Origin of the sequence: Aliiglaciecola sp. NS0011-25 (assembly GCF_040370605.1) — a bacterium.
GTDB lineage: Bacteria > Pseudomonadota > Gammaproteobacteria > Enterobacterales > Alteromonadaceae > Aliiglaciecola > Aliiglaciecola lipolytica_A.
On the sequence record NZ_BAABWR010000021.1, the window covers coordinates 14,229 to 32,126 of the forward strand.

14 protein-coding genes are annotated in these 17,898 nt (G+C 43.7%); 5 read left to right on the forward strand and 9 right to left on the reverse strand.

Translation table 11 applies throughout. The annotated features are described in order from the left end of the window. Positions 1–62 precede the first annotated feature (62 nt). From ABWV72_RS16890 to ABWV72_RS16915, 6 genes are all read right to left on the reverse strand, one after another. Positions 63–2,081, reverse strand: a complete 2,019-nt coding sequence (locus ABWV72_RS16890; RefSeq protein WP_353371898.1) for an McrB family protein — start codon at positions 2,079–2,081, stop codon at positions 63–65. After that, entirely contained in the window at positions 2,078–3,295 is a 1,218-nt protein-coding gene (gene dcm, locus ABWV72_RS16895) for a DNA (cytosine-5-)-methyltransferase (RefSeq protein WP_353371900.1), read from the reverse strand. The genes ABWV72_RS16890 and dcm overlap by 4 nt, the downstream gene beginning before the upstream one ends. Continuing rightward, entirely contained in the window at positions 3,285–3,617 is a 333-nt protein-coding gene (locus ABWV72_RS16900; protein WP_353371902.1) for an HVO_A0114 family putative DNA-binding protein, read from the reverse strand. Before ABWV72_RS16900 ends, dcm begins: the two co-directional genes overlap by 11 nt. Before the next feature lie 32 nt (positions 3,618–3,649). After that, on the reverse strand, positions 3,650–3,949 hold the full coding sequence (locus ABWV72_RS16905) for a hypothetical protein (RefSeq protein WP_353371904.1): 300 nt from the start codon (positions 3,947–3,949) through the stop codon (positions 3,650–3,652). A 231-nt stretch (positions 3,950–4,180) separates the two neighbouring features. Beyond that, positions 4,181–5,923 (reverse strand): DUF927 domain-containing protein, encoded by a 1,743-nt coding sequence (locus tag ABWV72_RS16910; RefSeq protein WP_318146079.1) that lies wholly within the window; start codon positions 5,921–5,923, stop codon positions 4,181–4,183. Next, entirely contained in the window at positions 5,910–6,152 is a 243-nt protein-coding gene (locus ABWV72_RS16915) for a helix-turn-helix transcriptional regulator (RefSeq protein WP_267701340.1), read from the reverse strand. The genes ABWV72_RS16910 and ABWV72_RS16915 overlap by 14 nt, the downstream gene beginning before the upstream one ends. A 479-nt stretch (positions 6,153–6,631) precedes the next feature. Between ABWV72_RS16915 and ABWV72_RS16920 the strand changes: the two genes are divergently transcribed. After that, a complete protein-coding gene (locus ABWV72_RS16920) occupies positions 6,632–6,946 on the forward strand; it encodes a helix-turn-helix domain-containing protein (RefSeq protein WP_012518681.1) in 315 nt (104 codons plus the stop codon). A gap of 426 nt (positions 6,947–7,372) precedes the next feature. Further along, positions 7,373–8,545, forward strand: a complete 1,173-nt coding sequence (locus tag ABWV72_RS16925; RefSeq protein ID WP_353371907.1) for a MerR family transcriptional regulator — start codon at positions 7,373–7,375, stop codon at positions 8,543–8,545. Positions 8,546–8,605: 60 nt separating this feature from the next. Here the strand turns inward: ABWV72_RS16925 and ABWV72_RS16930 are convergent, their stop codons facing one another. Beyond that, positions 8,606–9,958, reverse strand: coding sequence for a type II toxin-antitoxin system HipA family toxin (locus tag ABWV72_RS16930; RefSeq protein ID WP_353371909.1), 1,353 nt, complete (start codon positions 9,956–9,958; stop codon positions 8,606–8,608). Further along, a complete protein-coding gene (locus ABWV72_RS16935) occupies positions 9,948–10,238 on the reverse strand; it encodes a helix-turn-helix domain-containing protein (RefSeq protein ID WP_077578207.1) in 291 nt (96 codons plus the stop codon). Before ABWV72_RS16935 ends, ABWV72_RS16930 begins: the two co-directional genes overlap by 11 nt. Positions 10,239–11,134: 896 nt before the next feature. Between ABWV72_RS16935 and ABWV72_RS16940 the strand changes: the two genes are divergently transcribed. Then, on the forward strand, positions 11,135–12,463 hold the full coding sequence (locus ABWV72_RS16940; RefSeq protein ID WP_353371911.1) for an ATP-binding protein: 1,329 nt from the start codon (positions 11,135–11,137) through the stop codon (positions 12,461–12,463). Between the two features lie 349 nt (positions 12,464–12,812). Further along, positions 12,813–13,922: an ADP-ribosylglycohydrolase family protein gene (locus ABWV72_RS16945; protein WP_353371913.1), complete on the forward strand. Its 1,110-nt coding sequence runs from the start codon at positions 12,813–12,815 to the stop codon at positions 13,920–13,922. Positions 13,923–14,062: 140 nt separating this feature from the next. Here ABWV72_RS16945 and ABWV72_RS16950 read toward each other — a convergent pair whose 3' ends face one another. Then, on the reverse strand, positions 14,063–16,975 hold the full coding sequence (locus tag ABWV72_RS16950) for a metallophosphoesterase family protein (protein WP_216047724.1): 2,913 nt from the start codon (positions 16,973–16,975) through the stop codon (positions 14,063–14,065). A 346-nt stretch (positions 16,976–17,321) separates the two neighbouring features. Here ABWV72_RS16950 and ABWV72_RS16955 point away from each other — a divergent pair, with 346 nt between their 5' ends. Next, positions 17,322–17,822 carry an RNA polymerase sigma factor gene (locus ABWV72_RS16955; protein WP_216047723.1) on the forward strand — a complete coding sequence of 167 codons (501 nt, stop codon included), beginning with the start codon at positions 17,322–17,324 and terminating at the stop codon, positions 17,820–17,822. Positions 17,823–17,898 lie beyond the last annotated feature (76 nt).

Below are 17,898 nucleotides of genomic sequence, written 5' to 3' on the forward strand. Positions count from 1 at the left end.
GCCTTCGCTGTACGGTTTTCTATGGGTTGCATTCATTGCAAAAAGCATCAAACAACAACCCATTAAGGCCAGAAACTGGTGAAGGTGGCACTGGCTAATCGCCCGTTCATCCACTGCAACTTAGCTTTTGAACGGCAAGGTATACGAAGTACTTTTTCCTCATCAGTAGCACCGTCGGCCACGATTTTCTCACGATACAAGTCAGGGCGTTGATTGGTTTCGTCCGTTTCAGACGCTAACCAAATAGGGGCTAACTGGTCTGAAAGCACATCGCTAAGCTCTTCCAGCAAATCCTTACGATTTGATGTAGTCAGTTTGTCGGTATCGCCTTCGATACGCGGCAGAACCTTACACATCATAAAGTCGTCCCACACGGCTTTTAAGGTCAGGTCATCTTGTGGTTGGCTGCTGGCAACCGCAAGTAGCAGCTCATTGAGCGCACGGAACGCCAATTCAAATGGTGTATTTTTTAGCACTGCATTAACGGCCGATAAAAACGCAACCGTTTTTGTACCATCAACATCAAAAGTATCAGCTAAATCTGCTTTGCTGGCATTTGACCAAATAGGATAGCTAAGGCGTTTATTGCAGCTGGTTGGGGTGAAAAAGTCGTTATAATCGTTAGGGAAAAACGCACCAAAATCAAAGCTCAGTGCTCGGTCAATCACTTTGCGTGAAAAGCCATGGGTGGTTTCATCCATATTCACTGTGCCTGCGACCAGCAGGTTAAACGGAATACCTAAACCATATTGGCAAATGTCGGCCCACAGCTCATCGTATTGCGAACCCTCAAAGCCCAGCGCTTCACGCAGCTTTGCTTTATCCGCAGCTTCTTTAATGGTCGCGGGTTTTAATAGCGCATCACAGCTGTAGGTAAAGCTATCACCTGTCCAAGTCCATTCACGAGTTTCAAGTACCGATAAATAGTCAGCAAAATACTGCTCAACAGGAGCAAGGTTCATTTCATCCAAGCACAGCCAGTAAGGCAGTATCTTATCTAACTCATCACGTTCACCTGTTACGGCTAAGCGCTCCCCTTGGTCTTCGCTCTCTTGCACTGCAACGGTTAAGCCGCTATCAGCAATGGCACGCCAAGCTTTGGCAATAAACTGCAATACATCAGTAGTGATGTATTCCGCAGCGCCATTTAGGCGTGAAATATATCCGAGTAAATCACTCGGCTCATGCCAGTCAGGGCGTACCGAGGTTAAACAATAAGTTTCAGCAAACTGCCCCGAGGTTTTTGCTTGCTCACGCACAAAGCGGGTTTTACCTGTACCTGAGATGCCAGCGAGAAGGAGGAATGGTTTGGATAAGCTAGTATATGAATTAGAATGCTCTTCAGCCAAGAACTCAGCTAGTTTTTTGCAAGCTGCACTATACATAGAATTACCACTTTTATCGGCTTGCAACCATTCAGCTACTTGCTCAAGCTCCCTTAACGCATCCAACACTTGTCCAGATTTTAATTGATAAAAACTGCTTACATTTACGCCAATTTTATTTATGTACTTATCACAATAATTGATACCTGACCCAGAATAAGATGATGCAGTTCTTTCAGACAGCCCTTTATTTATCATCCATGATCTGAACTGATTTTTTATATTAAATTTCGATAGATTTTTTGTATTCGATGTGTTCATTCCTACAAAATCACCCCACTTTTCAAGAGCCAATCGTAGGCGATCCTCTTCAAAAAAAGTATTTACTTCCGGTGATTCATATGTTGATTCAGTTAGAAATCCAATCAATTTCGAAATTAGCTTTGTTAGTGCCTTTGTTTGACTCCTTCCTGTGGAAGATATGATTTTCAACTCTTCATCTGATGCTGTTTTATATATTTCTCGATATGATTTCTCTTCATATTGATAAATGTAATCTTTTCTAGTTGGCACCTTATCCCATGCAGAATGAACCACATCATAATTATCGAGCAAAAAAGAAAGAAAAAGCTTGATACTCTCAGGCGATATACTGAAAGCCTCCCCCTTAGAGTTTGTATATGTTAGTAATAATGTTTTCTCTGTTTTTACTTTCTGATCATCACGAATCAAGTCACAGTATGTTTGGAAACTCATAGGATATCCCTTCTGATTTTTTTTGCTATTTCCTGAATAATTGGAACAACGACTGAATTACCAAATTGCCTGTAAGCCGGTGTACGAGCAATGGGAGTAATGAACTCCTCAGGAAATCCTTGCAGTCTGGCACACTCTTTCGGTGTAAGAAGCCGAGGATTTTTGTCTTCCTGGGGAATGAGGCATTCTTTTCCATCCTTGCCATAACGAGCAACAATTGTATTTGAGGGTTTATCTAAATTTGCTGTGTGAGCTGTAAAACCAGTTCCTCTTTCTAAATTCCTTTTTGTTCTATTTATGTGGCCAAGCCATAATTTATCTGAAATGGTATATTTCTCATCTACGGATTCTTCAAGTATTGACCTAAGAGGTTTTGGATCACCACCAAACTCTGGAAAACAAAAATCCTTAGGTATATCAGATCGAATAGCGACCATATAACAACGAACTCTTCGCTGAGGAACTACTGAGCTAGAATCAATCACTTTGTAAAAAAAACTATAACCACTTTTTCCTATGGTATCTTTTATAGTCTGAAAAGTACGACCTTTATCATGTCTTTCTAAATTCCTAACATTTTCAAGAAAAACAACTTTAGGCCTTCGCTCGTCAACTATACGCATTACATCAAAGAAAAGTGTGCCTTGAGTTTCACAAAGAAATCCATGCTTCTTACCGACCGAATTTCTTGCTGACACTCCAGCATTTGAGAATGGTTGACAAGGGAAACCAGCCAATAATACATCATGCTCAGGTATTTCATTTTCAGGTATTTTAGTTATATCACCGAAAGGAAATTCTCCGTGATTATCTTTATATGTTTTTTGAGCTGCCTTATCGTATTCGGAAGAAAAAACACAAACGCCGCCGTTTTGTTGAAAACCGAGTCGAACCCCACCGATCCCTGCAAATAAGTCTATAAAACGAAACTTAGCGTCAAAATCAGGCTTTAGCTTTAAAGCACCAAACACATCATTAAAGAACGCGTTACGCGTTGTGTATAAACCATTTTGTTGTAGCAGGCTGATTACACGCTCTTTGAGCTGTTCTGGCTTGCTGATTTCTGGATTACAGTAAAACTGGCTATCGGTCGCAATGGCGTGTAACCATTGATCAATTACCGCTTCAACGTCACTGTCTTGTGGCACATGCTCAAGTGCTAGGGGCTTAATCATTTCTTCTGCTTGTAGAAGGACGTTGGTTTTATTGTTCATTATTAACTACTACTAAAAATTCTTGATGGGTGACGGTAGGGCGAAGCATGTTTTTTGTACTTTGCATTTCAACTAAGTTGTACTTGCCCAATGTTTTCAGTGTTCTCGACACATTACTGACAGCTCGGCCAGTCAGCGTGGCCAGCTCAGTGACCGATTTCGGCTGTTGCTCGACGATTACTTTTAACAACTGCTGATTTTCTTTCGACAGCACATTGGCCACCGATTTCAGCGAATCGAACCAGATATCAACGGGGAAATCGGGGTCGGGCATTTGCCCTTTAATGCCAATCACGCAGCGCGATTGTTTGAGGTTTTTCATATTTCTCTACTAACAAAAATTGAAGATGAAACCTAAGAATGGAAATAAGCGATCAAGTCTTTAACGTCATCGGATCTAAAAATATCGTTTTGGGATGTGTCGCTGTAAATTTCGGGATATTCATCATCCCCTTCGTTGATGGCGCAGCTTATGGCATACCTTGGTAAGTCATCACTCTCTCGATACTCAACTTTTTGGTGCTCGACCCAAAGCAGATAGTACTCACCATCCTGACGAAAGTAGAACGATGCGCAAGAATCATTTGGCGATGTATTGTTAACCAGCGTTGTCGGTATATCGTTAGAATTGAAACCCAATTTAAGATCTTCCATTATGCGCCCCTCATAACTGTACATTTATACATAAACCATATCTTATCATCTACTGATTAGATCTCAAGAATATTTTCAATCATTCAGTGCAATGGCGATCACCAATCACAGCAAGTACACAACCAGTACACTAACGGTATTGTCTGCCTTAGCCTTTAAACCTAGCCAAGCCTTTAGGTTGACTGGCGGTTCACTGAAAGGTGACAAGCCTACACAGGATTCATCGCCTTTTTAGTCATCCAAGATGCTGCCTTTCACGCAGTACATGCGTGGGCGGGTATTGTCGGGCAGGCTGACTTTTCGCTGCGGTCGGTTACCATCGGGGACTAGGTAGCCTGCGGCCATCAGTGCTTTGGCGGCGCGATCTGGGCTTAGGCCTTCGGTGGCTTCACGCCAGCCGGTTGGGTAAAACAAGTAGAGGGTTTGTGGGCCTGTAGAGTCAAGCCAACCGGCGCGTTGGCGTACTTGGCTGCTGTAACCGGTTTGTTTGGGCGTAAAGCGGCTTTCGCCATGCTGCTCAATAAAGCTGCGCACCTGGCGAATGGCTTGTTGGTCTTCATTGGCAGCCACACCACCGCGGGCGAGTATCCATTGGTTAAGCTGGCTTAAACAGGCGGCTTCGACACTTTGGGTTGGCCAATCGAGTACTTTGGCTTGAATGGCTAACAACCCAGCGCTGGCCAGTAAGGCAAACTTTTCGGCAACTCGACGCACTTGGCCGTCCGCCTCGGGTGGTAAGCTGGCTAAAAAACGTTGGCGTACATTTTGGAAAACGGGGCGCACCTGCGCGCTGTGCTGCGTTAAATACCGTAACCAGTCCAAAGCCAAGCAGCCGTAATGTTGGCGACTTTGCTGTTTTAGGTGATCGGCTAAATCAGCGGCGTTCATGTCATGGCTATGGTTAAACACGCCCATTTGCGCTCCGGCATCGGCACTGAGATCAATCACGCGCACTTGCTGGCCGGCTTTTACGCGCTTGCCGATACTGGCAAGATGGCTTTCGAGCGTCACTTCACCAGTAGATAAAAACACTAAACGCCAACGGGCGGGTAAGCGCATTTCACCGTATTTGCCTGCACGGGTTTTACCTTGGCCATTGGCAAGCATATAAGCGACATCTCCCGCCTCTTTTGGATCAACTTCGCCCATTTCATCGAGCGCCAGCAAGGCATCGTTATGCGCTAATGCTGTGCCTTCTAAACCGTTGGCCGTGGCACGCCAACTGTGGCGCAGTTGATTAGGCTCGCCCCACACCGATAATGCTGGATACAGCGCTGCGGTTTTACCAGTACTGCTGGCACCGTAGAGGTGTAAACCAAAACCATCCACCCCGCACAAATGCAACAAAGGCGCAGCCAGAGCAGCACAAACACCAACAATTAATAGCGGGTTATCCAGACAATAACGGCCAACGTGCTGCCGCCAACTATCGCTACTACCTTGTTGAATAAAGCCTTCTATCGGGTGCATGGTTTGCAGCACCATGCGCAGGTTGTTACTGTGTTCGCTTGGGTAAAAGGTGAGGCGCGGATGCACATAAGCGTGGTGATGCCAGCCAATGCAGTTCACGCTGATGGCCTTTTGCGTGGCCAGTTCGCCCATTTGTTGAATAAACAGGGAGAGCAACTGCCGCGCTTTGACACTGTTGCTTAGCCGCATGCCTCGGCTGAGTAGGATTCGGCGGTACTCGCTGCCGTCTCCGGCCAATAGTTCTGCTGGCATGGCCCAATAGCGATGGCGATTGTCATCGTCTAACCAGTGCAATAAATAGCCGTAGTTGTCCCCTTGCGGATCGCGAGTACGAGCAGCTACTTGCAGCCAAGAACAGATTTTGACTGGGCTATCTTGACCCGCTGGTTGCATCACCAGCCAGTTTTGCGCGTTATAGGCAAAACCAGCCGGTAATGTTGGCATGTTGTTATTCAACTCATTGGCAGGTAAAGCGGTTGATGCTGATGGTTTATCCACGGCCATAAGCAGCACCGATACGGCGGGTTTCAATCCACTGGTCGATATCGCTTTCTAACCAGCCCACGGCACGCGCGCCAATCCGGATGGATCGCGGAAATTCACCATTGGCCATCAGGGCATAAATGGTGCTGCGGCCAAAGCCTGTTTTGGCCTTTACCTCGGGCAAGCGCAAAATCCGCTGCTGACGCGCTGGGTTTGTTGATGCGGTGGATGATTGTGTAGTTGGGTTCATCGTTTGCTTCCTCACTGATCTGTTAAGTTCAGTTAGGAGTTTGCCAGTACTAATCGGACGCAGTAGGTAGATAAATGCCCAGATCGTGCAGCTTTCTAAGGGTACAGGTAGCTACTTGCCCCAGTTTGTAGATAGTGCCCAAAACAATAAATGCTCTGTGGGCAGGGTTAGTGTTTGGCTAAGTGGCGTGAACTAAGGCGTTGCCCAAACTGCCCCTAAAGCCCAAAGGATGGCGTACTGCTTTGAAGTTTCCTACTCAAAACTCGGTTTTGGTGAGTCGTATGGATGGAGTGTTTATATGTCGAGTGTATCGACACACAAGAAAGACATGTCGAAAAAACAGTAAAAAATCGACATGACCAGCTCAGATCTTGGCTCACTTTACTTCGAGAGATTGGCAATTTATTGCTTTACAACTTGAAGATAAAAGTGAAACTATAATTTCACTAAATTAATATTTAAGAAAATATAGTTTCACTATGGATACTGTCGAGCCAAAATCAAAACGCACTGCGGTCATATTCCCTAGACAAAGGAAGATGTTAAACATCTTGGGAGAAAACTTAACATTGGCGATGAAGAGACGCGGCATTACTCAAGAAATGATGCATAGTAGGACAGGGATTTCTAAGCCAACACTACGTAAAATATCAAAAGGTGATCCTTCCGTTTCACTTGGTCACTACGTTAAGGTTTTGGCAGTCCTAGGCTTGTTAGACGACCTAACCAAGGTTGCCCGTGATGACGAGCTGGGAAGAAAGCTGCAAGACATCCAATTGCTGAATAAAAAATAAGTGCAGCAGTAGCCCATATCCACATGACTAAAACTTGGCCAGCAAGGTCAGCTTCAGAGAAGAAAGATAGCTATTAAAGGGCTGTTTTATACTCAATAAGAACCAAATTACACTTTTATGCGCATAAAAATGTAAAATTCCGCACTTTTATGCGCGTAAAAGTGTGCAATACAAGTTGAGTACTCGTCTATGCGTTTTACCAAACGGGAAAATCCAGCGGTTCGAGGTCTATACAAAATGACTTCATAGGTGACAATTTGTAGACCTGAAAGCGGCATTCAAGCTTTCAACCAATCAAAACTGAACGATATTTTTTGCTAACAACATTTGACCTGTCTATAACTTCATAGTTTATCGTCATTCGTGTTCTGGTCTGTTTGAGCCAGCCGCGCCATTATTAAAAAGAACGGAAAGGACGTTTTATCTGTGTATCGCATTTCTGAGTTAGCTGAAAAAGTCGGGCTGTCACGGTCAACCTTGCTCTACTACGAGAAGCTAGGTTTGTTGCAGGGTGTTCGCCAAACCAACGGCTATCGACTGTATTCAGATAAAGATGTTCAGCAGTTGCGCTTGTTGCAACAACTGCAAGTGGGCGGTTTAACACTTAAGGAATGTAAATCCTTTTTGGACAGCAAGGTGCAGCGCTCTGTACTTGAAAAGCGCTTGCAGCAGCTGGACGAAGACATCGCTAAAAAGCAACAAGCTCGCGCGTTACTTGCCGCCATGCTTGGTGAAGGTTCGCTGCGTCTTTGGCACCAACAGACCGATAAATTAGCACCAGATGCCCATCTGGAGTGGTTAAAGCAGCAAGGCTTTAATGAACAACAAGCCCTGCATTTGAAATGGTTATCAAAAGATATGAACGAACACGATCAATACATGGCCGATTTTATGACGGTATTCCAACGCTTAGAACGCTGGGGGCCGAGTTCTGATGCCGATACACTAAAAGCATTGTCCACACTACCAATAATACCTACCAAGATCATTGATATTGGCTGCGGCAAAGGCTTTTCAACCCGGTTATTGGCAAAGCACACCCAAGCCGAGATTGTAGCAGTGGATAACGAGCAAAGTGCGCTGGATGAACTTGGTGAACGCCTCACTGAGCAGGGGTTAGATACCCGCGTTACTCTAAGCTGCGCCAGCATGACGGATCTGCCTTTTACACCTGAAAGCTTTGATTGCATCTGGTCTGAAGCAGCGGCTTACATAATGGGTGTCGAGCAAGCGTTAACCCAGTGGAGTAAACTACTGACTAATCGCGGCTATATGGTCGCCAGTGATTTGATCTGGTTAACCGATAACCCAAGCCAAGAGTCGGTTGCATTCTGGGAAGGTGAATACCCAGATATGCAAACCATCGAAAAACGCTTAAGCCAAATGCGCCAAGCAGGCTTTGAAGTGATTGATCATTTCACCTTAAGGGAACAAGCATGGCACGATTACTATCAACCACTCAAAGCGCGAGTGGCAGAAGTAAAAGCAAGCATGCCAAATTCAAACGCCATCGCAGATATCGAGCGAGAAATTGCGATTTATGAACGTTACCTAGGCGAGTTTGGGTACCACATGTTTGTGCTGCGCAAAGGAGCTTAAAACAGGAGCGTAAAAACGCCCCTGCCACAAACACCGTTTACCTGAGCATTAGGATGAGCCTTAGCGATAATAAAGCGCGGCATTTTCCTGTTTGCGCTGCTCCAGTGTTTTAGTAATTGCAGATGCTGTCGTTTTACTGATCCCTTGCTGCTGTGCCAGATACGTAAATTGGCTGATGGCTTCTGCGACTTCTTCAATGACTTGCCTTGCCTCATGCCAACCCCCATAGCCAGCACTGGTAGCAAGTTTTTGCATCACCTTAAGCTGTGGTGCTTTACCATAACCTCCGAACGCAGTGGCGTGTTCGTTGAATGGATGTGGGCTGTAGGTAACATCGTAAAAAGGGGCAGGATCCCATTGACCGTCATCTGCTTGCAAAAACGCCCAGTTTTTACTGTGGTCGTCTTGATTAGACGACAGCAGGTTAAAAATGGCACGGCGAAATTGCAGCTGCCCAGCGGCTGGCGATTTACACAACTGACGGCTGGCCTTAATTAAATCAATGTAATCTAAACTTGGCGTTCGAAAGTCTGCATCCAGCAGCCCGCAAGCGCTGTGCATATGCAATCGACCTGAACTGCGATTGCCGCTTAAATTGGTCGGCTCCGTGACATAATCAAAGCGCTTAAGCGCCAACCAGGCAACCGCACCGCTTGTAGGTGGTGCTTCAATGAGTTGCCATTGCGGCGGTTGACACTTAGCAACTTCTGCCATTTGTAAATAAACCGCCTCACACAAACCTTCTTCATGGCCGAGCGCGAGATTTTTAGAGGTAAACTTAATCAGCCAAGCCTCATCACTAGGCTTTGCAAAGGTTCGACAATGCTGAGTTTCCCCAGCAGGCATATAAATTTGCGCCTTAGGCCTTGCCCCACCCGAACTACCTCCAGCGACTAATGCGGCCAACACCTGTTGCGTATGCCCATCTAACTCATCGTGACTATCATCCATATAATCTGACATCGAAGAATCGAACAACATTTGTGCTTCTAAGCCTAACGTCGCTAAATCAATATCCGCGTGCGTGGTGGCTGAAAACTCAGACACCGGAGAAAAAGACAATGCTCCTATGCCTTTATCACCGACAAAGGCCAGTCTATCCATCGCAGTTAATTGATTAGGTAGGATGCCCTTTTGCCGGAAAATACGATCTTGTAACAACATGCCCCAGCCATCGGGTAAACAATCTCCAAATACGCCATGTACACCTTGGTGCGGCGCTTTAGGAGCGACTTGAACTTGCGCGTTCGACTGCAAGGTAAAAGGTGATAAGTTGCCAAACTGCTGCAAATAGCTGTCTGCATACTGAAAAAAAGCGCCTTGCCGATTCTGCGCCAAGACTCCAACAGAGATCTGCTCACCTGAGCTTAGCGTACGAGTAACATTAAGCTTCTGAATCGGTTTAAAACTCATCTTTTAGCACCTCATCAATACTCGTGGGTATAGCAGCGCGTTCTTTGCTAGGTTGCGTGAGCTGATAAAGCCTATCTAGCGAATCAAGTGTCTGCCATAGCAACAACAATTGGCGAAATGAAATTTGCCCGGTCAGCTCAAATTTCTTAATGGTGGCCGCAGGTACACAGCTTCGCTCAGCAAGCGCCGCTCGTGACAGCTTTGCCTGCTTGCGTAACTCACGTAAATAAGTCGCATAAGCTTGGCTTACATCGGTATCATCAAGTAAGGTAAAATTCATCCGCAAAGACAAAGTGAATACAGTTATGTCCATTATAGCAAAATAAAACAGAAATTGGATACTATTGTATCCGACAACGGATGATGTGTTGAAAAATCACTCCATAAAGCCCTTCAAAACTGCTATGTTTTAGCTCTAACAGCAGCATAAAAACGGCACTGTTTTTCCATTGCTAACCACTAAGATTTCGTAAAAGCCATAGGCAAGTGGTGGGCAGTTTGGTGGGCAAACAGGCATTTTTGAACGGTTTCTTTTCGATAAACAATTGATTTTGTTAGGGCCTAACCCGCTACTCAATAAGCAGATCCAGAATATCGAGTAGGAAATCATAAGGTATCACTAAGTCCCACAAAGCCTTATAGGGTGTGGGGACGCAGTGGGACTTCGTTAGTTAATTGAATTTTACCTCTAACGAAGTCTTTAGTTAAATCATACCGTTGCAATGTGGAATAAGACTGCTAAATTGGCCGTTGGATAGAATCGTTAATTACTTGAACTACATTGAATCAAACGATGCTTTATTTTTTCTCTCTACTCTCAAGAGGATAACGAGATTAAGTCTTTATATGTGATGGCATCGACACATGAAATTGATATGTCGATCGGATCGACATGAACTGCTCAGATCTAGGCTCGCTCTACCTCGAATTTTTAGCAATTTGATGGTTGACAGCTTAAAACCGGAGAAAAAGCGAAACTAAAACTTCATTTTTATAATGATATTGAAAATATAGTTTCACTATGAATGCTACCTGTTCAAGAACTAAACAAACTAAACAAACTAAACAACACTTTTATGCGCATATAAATGTAAAATTCTACACTTTTCTGCGCGTAAAAATGTAAAATAGGTTATAGTATAGGCTGTTAACAATCTTAATTGGCAGGAAATGACAATGCAGCGTCACTTACTCAACGCCCTAATTGCATGGAAAAACCAACCTGTGCGCAAGCCATTATTGATCGATGGCGCAAGACAAACGGGTAAAACCTATCTGCTGCAGGAGTTGTTTGGAAACACCTTTACCAACATCCTTCGTATCGACTTTCTTGAAAATCCTGCCTACAAAGAAGCGTTCGATGGCTCACTGTCACCTGACGAGCTACTAATGAACATTGAGCTGTTGACCAATCAGGCGTTTAACCCAGAAACGGACCTGCTGATCTTAGATGAAATTGGCGAATGTGAACGCGCCGTTACCTCACTAAAGTTTTTTGCTGAAAAAGCACCTTCCTATTTTGTCGCGGCCAGCGGCTCGAATATTGGTTTGCTCAACACCTTCCCTGTTGGCAAGGTAGAACAATACAATTTACGACCACTGACCTTCCAAGAATTTATTTATGCATCAAACGAGCAAGCGCTGATCAAAGCGTTTGATAGTCAAGCAAGCACACCTGCGGTGCACACTAAATTGATGGATAAACTGACGGACTACTTTTTTACGGGTGGTATGCCGGAAGCAGTTTCTGCTTGGTATCAGTTTAAGGATTCAAGCATTCTAGAGCGTGTTGAAAGAGTCAGTAAGATTCATGCCGATTTAGTTGAAGGTTATCGTCGCGATTTTGGTAAATACGCGGGCAAGGTCGATGCCACAATAATTGAATCGGTGTTTAATAGCATTCCAGCGCAGTTATCACTTGTGAGCGATGAGTCCGTTAAACGCTTCAAATTTAAACATGTTCTTGAGCGTAAATCTCGTTATAGCGATTTTGAAACCGCAATCCATTGGCTTAATAGTTGCCGCTTAGCCTTGCCAAACTATCCTATTGAAGGATTGCCGAAATCACCTCTTGCGGCCTATAAAAAAGAGAATATGGTTAAGCTGTTTATGTTTGATGTGGGCCTGCTCAATCATATGCTGGGTAGCAGTTATAAAGAGATCAAGCAACAAAACTATGAGCTATCTGTTTATAATTACAGGGGATATGTGGCAGAAAACTTTGTGCAGCAAGAGCTCACTGCCATTGGCGTTGAACCAAGTTATTCATGGAATGACGCCCGCGCCGAAATCGAATTTATTTTGGCAACAGATAAAGGAGATATCATCCCTGTAGAAGTAAAAAGTGGCAAACGTACAAGAGCAAAATCGCTGGCATCCTACGTTGAAAAATGTGCACCAAGTAAAACCTTTAAGTTAACTGGCACACAAGGCTCATCAGCGTTAGAACAAACCAATATCGTGATGCCCTTGTATTTCACCCAGTATTTACCACAGAGATGGTAAAAGCGCTTTGCCTATAATCTCGAGATCTAACTTTCGATATTCAGCTTTATCAGGCGTGGACACCATTGCGAATGCCCATTGCACACTGTCTGCAGTATTTTCTGTCTTATAAGGTTTTGGAATTCAGCTAACCCCAAAAGAATTTTCAACCCTTGTTTCTAATTCTTTAGCGGATAAATCATTTATGCGAGATTTGATAGAGTTAAATGAATTCGATGTAACGGACTAATATACTTAGATAAAATGAAAGATAGTATACTTTCTAAAACACAAAATTTAGGCTCTCAAACCGCTTTGAATTCGACAAGGGAGGTTTAGAGTTGCCAGTGGTTAATAAATAGGGAATACCGTGTCTGAATCAATCAATTCTGAAATACATGATAAATTCATTGGCTGTATGCTTGGCGGGGCTATAGGTGATGCGTTTGGCGCGCCTGTAGAATTCATATCACGAGAACGCATTCTTGCCTTGCATGGCAAAGAAGGCGTCACATCATTGTTACCAGCTTATGGCAAAGTTGGGGCGATTACAGACGATACCCAGATGACGCTTTTTACCGCAGAAGGTTTGTTGAGGGCTTATGTGCGGGGGAAGCATAAAGGCGCGACTTCGTGGTTAGGCTGTATTGGTCATGCTTATCAGCGCTGGTTACAAACCCAGTCCCACTCCTCGCCGAGTAATTTAACCATAAGCAATGACGGATTTCTTTGGCAATACCGAGAGCTCCACGACCAGCGCGCCCCCGGTAACACTTGCCTAAATGCACTCAGCACAGCAGGGGGATTTGAAGAGTTAGCATTCAATGACAGTAAAGGTTGTGGGGGGGTGATGCGTGTTGCGCCTATCGGTTTATTTTGCTGGCGCTTAAAAGACAGTTTTACCCTTGAGGAGTGTTTTAAGCTTGGCTGTAATACCGCACAACTTACTCATGGTCATCCTACTGGCTATTTGGCCGCGGGGGCATTTTCCGCCATCATTTATCAGATATTAGACGGTTACACCTTAGTCGACGCCGCACTTTCCGTTATCCCAATACTTAAAGAACAACGCAGCGCTGAAGAAACCATTAATGCCATCGAGCAAGCTTTAAGTCTATCGAAAACACAAAGCGATTATGCAAAAACGATTCAACAAATGGGTGAAGGATGGATAGCCGAAGAGGCACTCGCCATTTCATTATATTGTGCAATAGTCGCCAATGATTTTAATCATCTGATGAGCATATCCGTAAGCCATGATGGCGATTCTGACTCTACTGGAGCTATCTCTGGCAATTTATGGGGAGCGCTTTATGGCGTGACAAGTATTGATCAGCAACTTGTTCAACAGCTGGAATTATCCGAAACCATCGCAGAGATAGCCAAAGATTTGTTTGAATTTCCAACTTGGGGCATTGGTCCTTATGCGTCAAACCAGAGTTTTGATAATGCCATATGGAATAAATACCCTGGATATTGAACCTTTGCTATTTATATTATCGATTTTATAAAGTCCGTATAAGCGCTACAAAAAAAGCCTATCGTCACGATAGGCTTTTTAAATAACCCAATGTAAGCTTGTTTATGCCTTCATTGGGTGAATAGATTTTATATTCAATCTTACTTTTCTATGACTGCAAATTTACCGTCGGTGTGCACAAATCCCCAGATTGTGTTGCTATCTTTAACATAGCCCCAGTAGCGTTGTTGGCAATTGGACACTTGGAAACCACCTTCTGGGTGTTGGTCTGTGATTCTGTAATAGGTAGAGTAATGGTCAGAATAACCACTCTCGATATAACATTCATCACTAAACGCGGGTACCCATGATTGAGTTGCTTCATCGAAACGGCCGATGGTTAAATCAGTCAAAGTATATCCTTCAGGCGCGGTCATTACTAATGTCATGGCGTCGGCAAAATCTAAACCATCAGCTAGGTAGCGGCCATTCCAATTAGCATCATTACCACTCGGGTTACCATTAGCAAGCGATGGATTTAACGATGCTTCAATATCAGTACCTTTGACAAATATTCCATCACGCGTTGTGTGGGTTGGATTATTCACTTGCTCACCGTTTTGGTTAACATAGGTTAACGACGCAGACTCACCTTGCGCTAAAACACCTGCGTCTACATCGATGATAGGCGTAACTAGGTCACCATATTGGTTAAAGTACGAACCTTCCTGGGTTTGATTTCCGCTTAGGAATAACACATCCGATAGAGTAGTGGCATCTTCATCGACAAACCAACTCATGGAGAACAATTCACGAAGACGCTCAACTTCACCAACAGTTGCGGCATATGAGCTGTTATACGTAAGGTTGTAGCCATCAATGATGGTTGCTTGAGAACCAACATAGCCATCTTCTGTTTTCGCTTCAGAGTGAGCGTAGTAGTTTTGATCTGGTGCTACAACTCGTACGGTCGCATCTGTGGTGCGCGTATTTTCATCTAACACTTGCCACTCAACTTGGTCACATGTTTGTGTTGTGCTAGCGCCTGCTACCATGTAATCGCCAGAATAGGTGCACCAAGCGTTACTATCGTAATCATAATGCGCGCCCAAATTCATATCCACTTCAGTTAAGCTATGGTCTGCGTAATAGGCCTTAGTGGTAATTTGACGGCCATTCACTTCAACAAGTACAAATGAAATACCATTGCCAAGGTCAGAACTGACACTTGCGTATTTGGTACCTTCACTGTTGGTTAAATTCCCACCTGTAATAGTGTCGTAGAAGTTATTAATGAATAAGCCTGTTTCGTGATCATCGTGCATACCATAGAGATCTTCATAGGCCTTCCATGATGCGTTACCACCAATAATTTGGGTGAATCCATTGGCGGTATCTTTATCTTCTGATGTAGGATGAATTAAACTACGAGCATATTGGTGATCATGCCCTGCAATATAAGTAACTTGGTAATTGTTGAACAAGTTTAATATGTCCGCAGCCAATCCAGGTTCGGCTTCATCCTGCAATTGCAAGTAGCCTAATTGACCTATATCGTAACCATTCAAACTTGGCTCTTCTAGTTCTTCGTATGCGCTGGTTACCGTTTCTAAAGCATTGCTATAAACCGCAATTTCTTCAGCAGACACATTGTTTGCAATGGCATTATCTAACGTTGCTTGTGCCGCATCTTTAGCTTCTTGCAAAGCAATTCGATCTGCTACATAGGCATCGTAAATTTCGACTTGATAAGTTTGTGGGCGTTTTTTAGTTGATAACGGTTCATGTCCGAAAGCGACAATATGATCAACCTCTGCGGCATTGGCCGTAATGACTTCTTTTAACCATTCTCTTAAAATTGTCCACGTACCTCTGTAGGCGCTGCTATACAGCTCTGCAAAGTAGAAATCTAAAGCAATAAACATGGTTTTATCTTCAATAAAATAATAAACCAAATCTTCTGCACCAGGAAAACCTACTGCTTTACCGTTATCTAAATGTTCACGAACTAACGAACCTGTGTATGCTTGATACAGCTTATAACCTTGGTCAAAATCAACCTGCTCGTAACCTTCATAAGGGTTAATATCGTTGTAAACATTATTGACTGACTGACGTTCCCACTCTTGTTCGTTAGTAAACCATGCAGGCCAGTTTCTACCATTTACGATTTCGTGATTTCCACGTGCCGGGAAAACACTTACTCCAGCTTCTCTTAGTGGCCCTGCCACTTTTTCCATCCACTGCACATAGTCAGATTCAGCACGGTATTCGGTAATGTCGCCTGTGGCTAGAACCAAATCGACATTTAGCTCAATCATTTTATCGGTAACCGCTTCTACTAAAGGTAAAGGTAGCACTTTCCAGTCAGGACCAAAATCTTTACGATCTTCAGGTGCAACAACTATGGGCTCGCCGTCACTATCTACTTCGATATACGGGTGAAAAGGGTCTTCAACGTTAACTAAGTAGCTAATACCATCTTCATCCCAATCATTGGCTTTAACCGCGTCATTCTGACTTTCAGTTCCAGCATCATAATAACCATCACCATTGTAATCGACACCAACGTATTCTTTAATCGACAAGGTATTACCGTCTTTATCAACGTCAACATACAAAGACATGTTGTCATCATCTCGGCCTTGGGTATCTGGAAAGATAGCAAAGCGTAAAACCTTATCTGCATCTTCAGGTAGGATGTTTGCACCTGTTGTGGCATTGCTGCCTAATACCGGGGCTTGTGCCGTTAACGCATCTAACGTTGTTTGCAGGGCTTCAATTTCAGCCTGCAAAGCAGCAATATCTTCATCTGTTGAGGCACTGTTAGATGCTTCTTGTAAGGTCACTAACTCTGCAGTCATAGCATCTATCTGTGCTTGCATCGCAACAACAGTCGCGTTCAAAGTGGCAACTTCCGCTTCATTCGCTGTGTCTATGTTGTTGAGTTCGGTTTGCAGTTGTGCGACTTGCGCTTGCAGTGCACTTACTTCAGCGTCATTGTCGTCGCCAATGTTACAGGCGCTAAGCACACTTACCGCGGCTAACGTTAGAGTGAAATGTTTCAATTTCATGGCTGTTTCCTCATTAATAAAAGTAATTTTCATGGCGAATATCAGGCTTCAAGTTGGCGATATCCATCAAGGTTCTCTGCGCATAAGACGGCGCTAAAATTAATAAGGGGACAGGTTTTTTTATATATTTTTTCAACGCCAATTTGTCACTAAATTGTCACAATAAAACCGTATTATCGCGCTCCCGCGTGGTTGTAATGCTGACTATTGATTGGCCTGACTAGCAAATTTTCACTGAGCAGTTTTGTCTTACTTTTAGATAAATTTCAAAGTGTTATTGGTGTCACCAAATATAGGGTTAGGATTGCCTCGTATTTCGACTTTATAAGTTCGAGCGAATACTGTTATGAAAAAAAACGATCCTTTCATTAAGCTGATGCCGAAAATCAGAACCTTTGTACACGCGCGAACACAAAACGCTGATGTGACCAATGACGTGCTGCAAGAAACCATGTTGCGAACGATTCGAAATAACCTAAAACAAGATTCAGAACAAAGGTTGAATAATCCACTGGCTTACTTAATTACAGTTGCTAAATCGGCTTTATTTGATCATTGGCGTACGGAAAAAAAACATCTAAGCCAATCTGATATGGTCGACGAGTATACACAAGGTCAGCGATTAGAAGATGATTTCATTAAACTCGAGCAAGTAAAAATACTGTCAAAGGTAATGGATGAGATGCCGCCCTTAAGACAACAAGTATTTAGAATGCGCCGCCTAGAGGGGATGAGCAGAGAAGCAATTGCAACGGAGCTGGGGTTGTCGTTAGAGGCTGTAAAAAAACACATTAATCGTGCCATGGTAGATATTGCTTTATGCGCGGAAAAAAATGATTGGAAATGAGCATAAAAATTGTCACCTTTCCTTATGTTTAGACGTTTAATAAAGAAATTGATGCAAAATCATCTGGTACATTGAG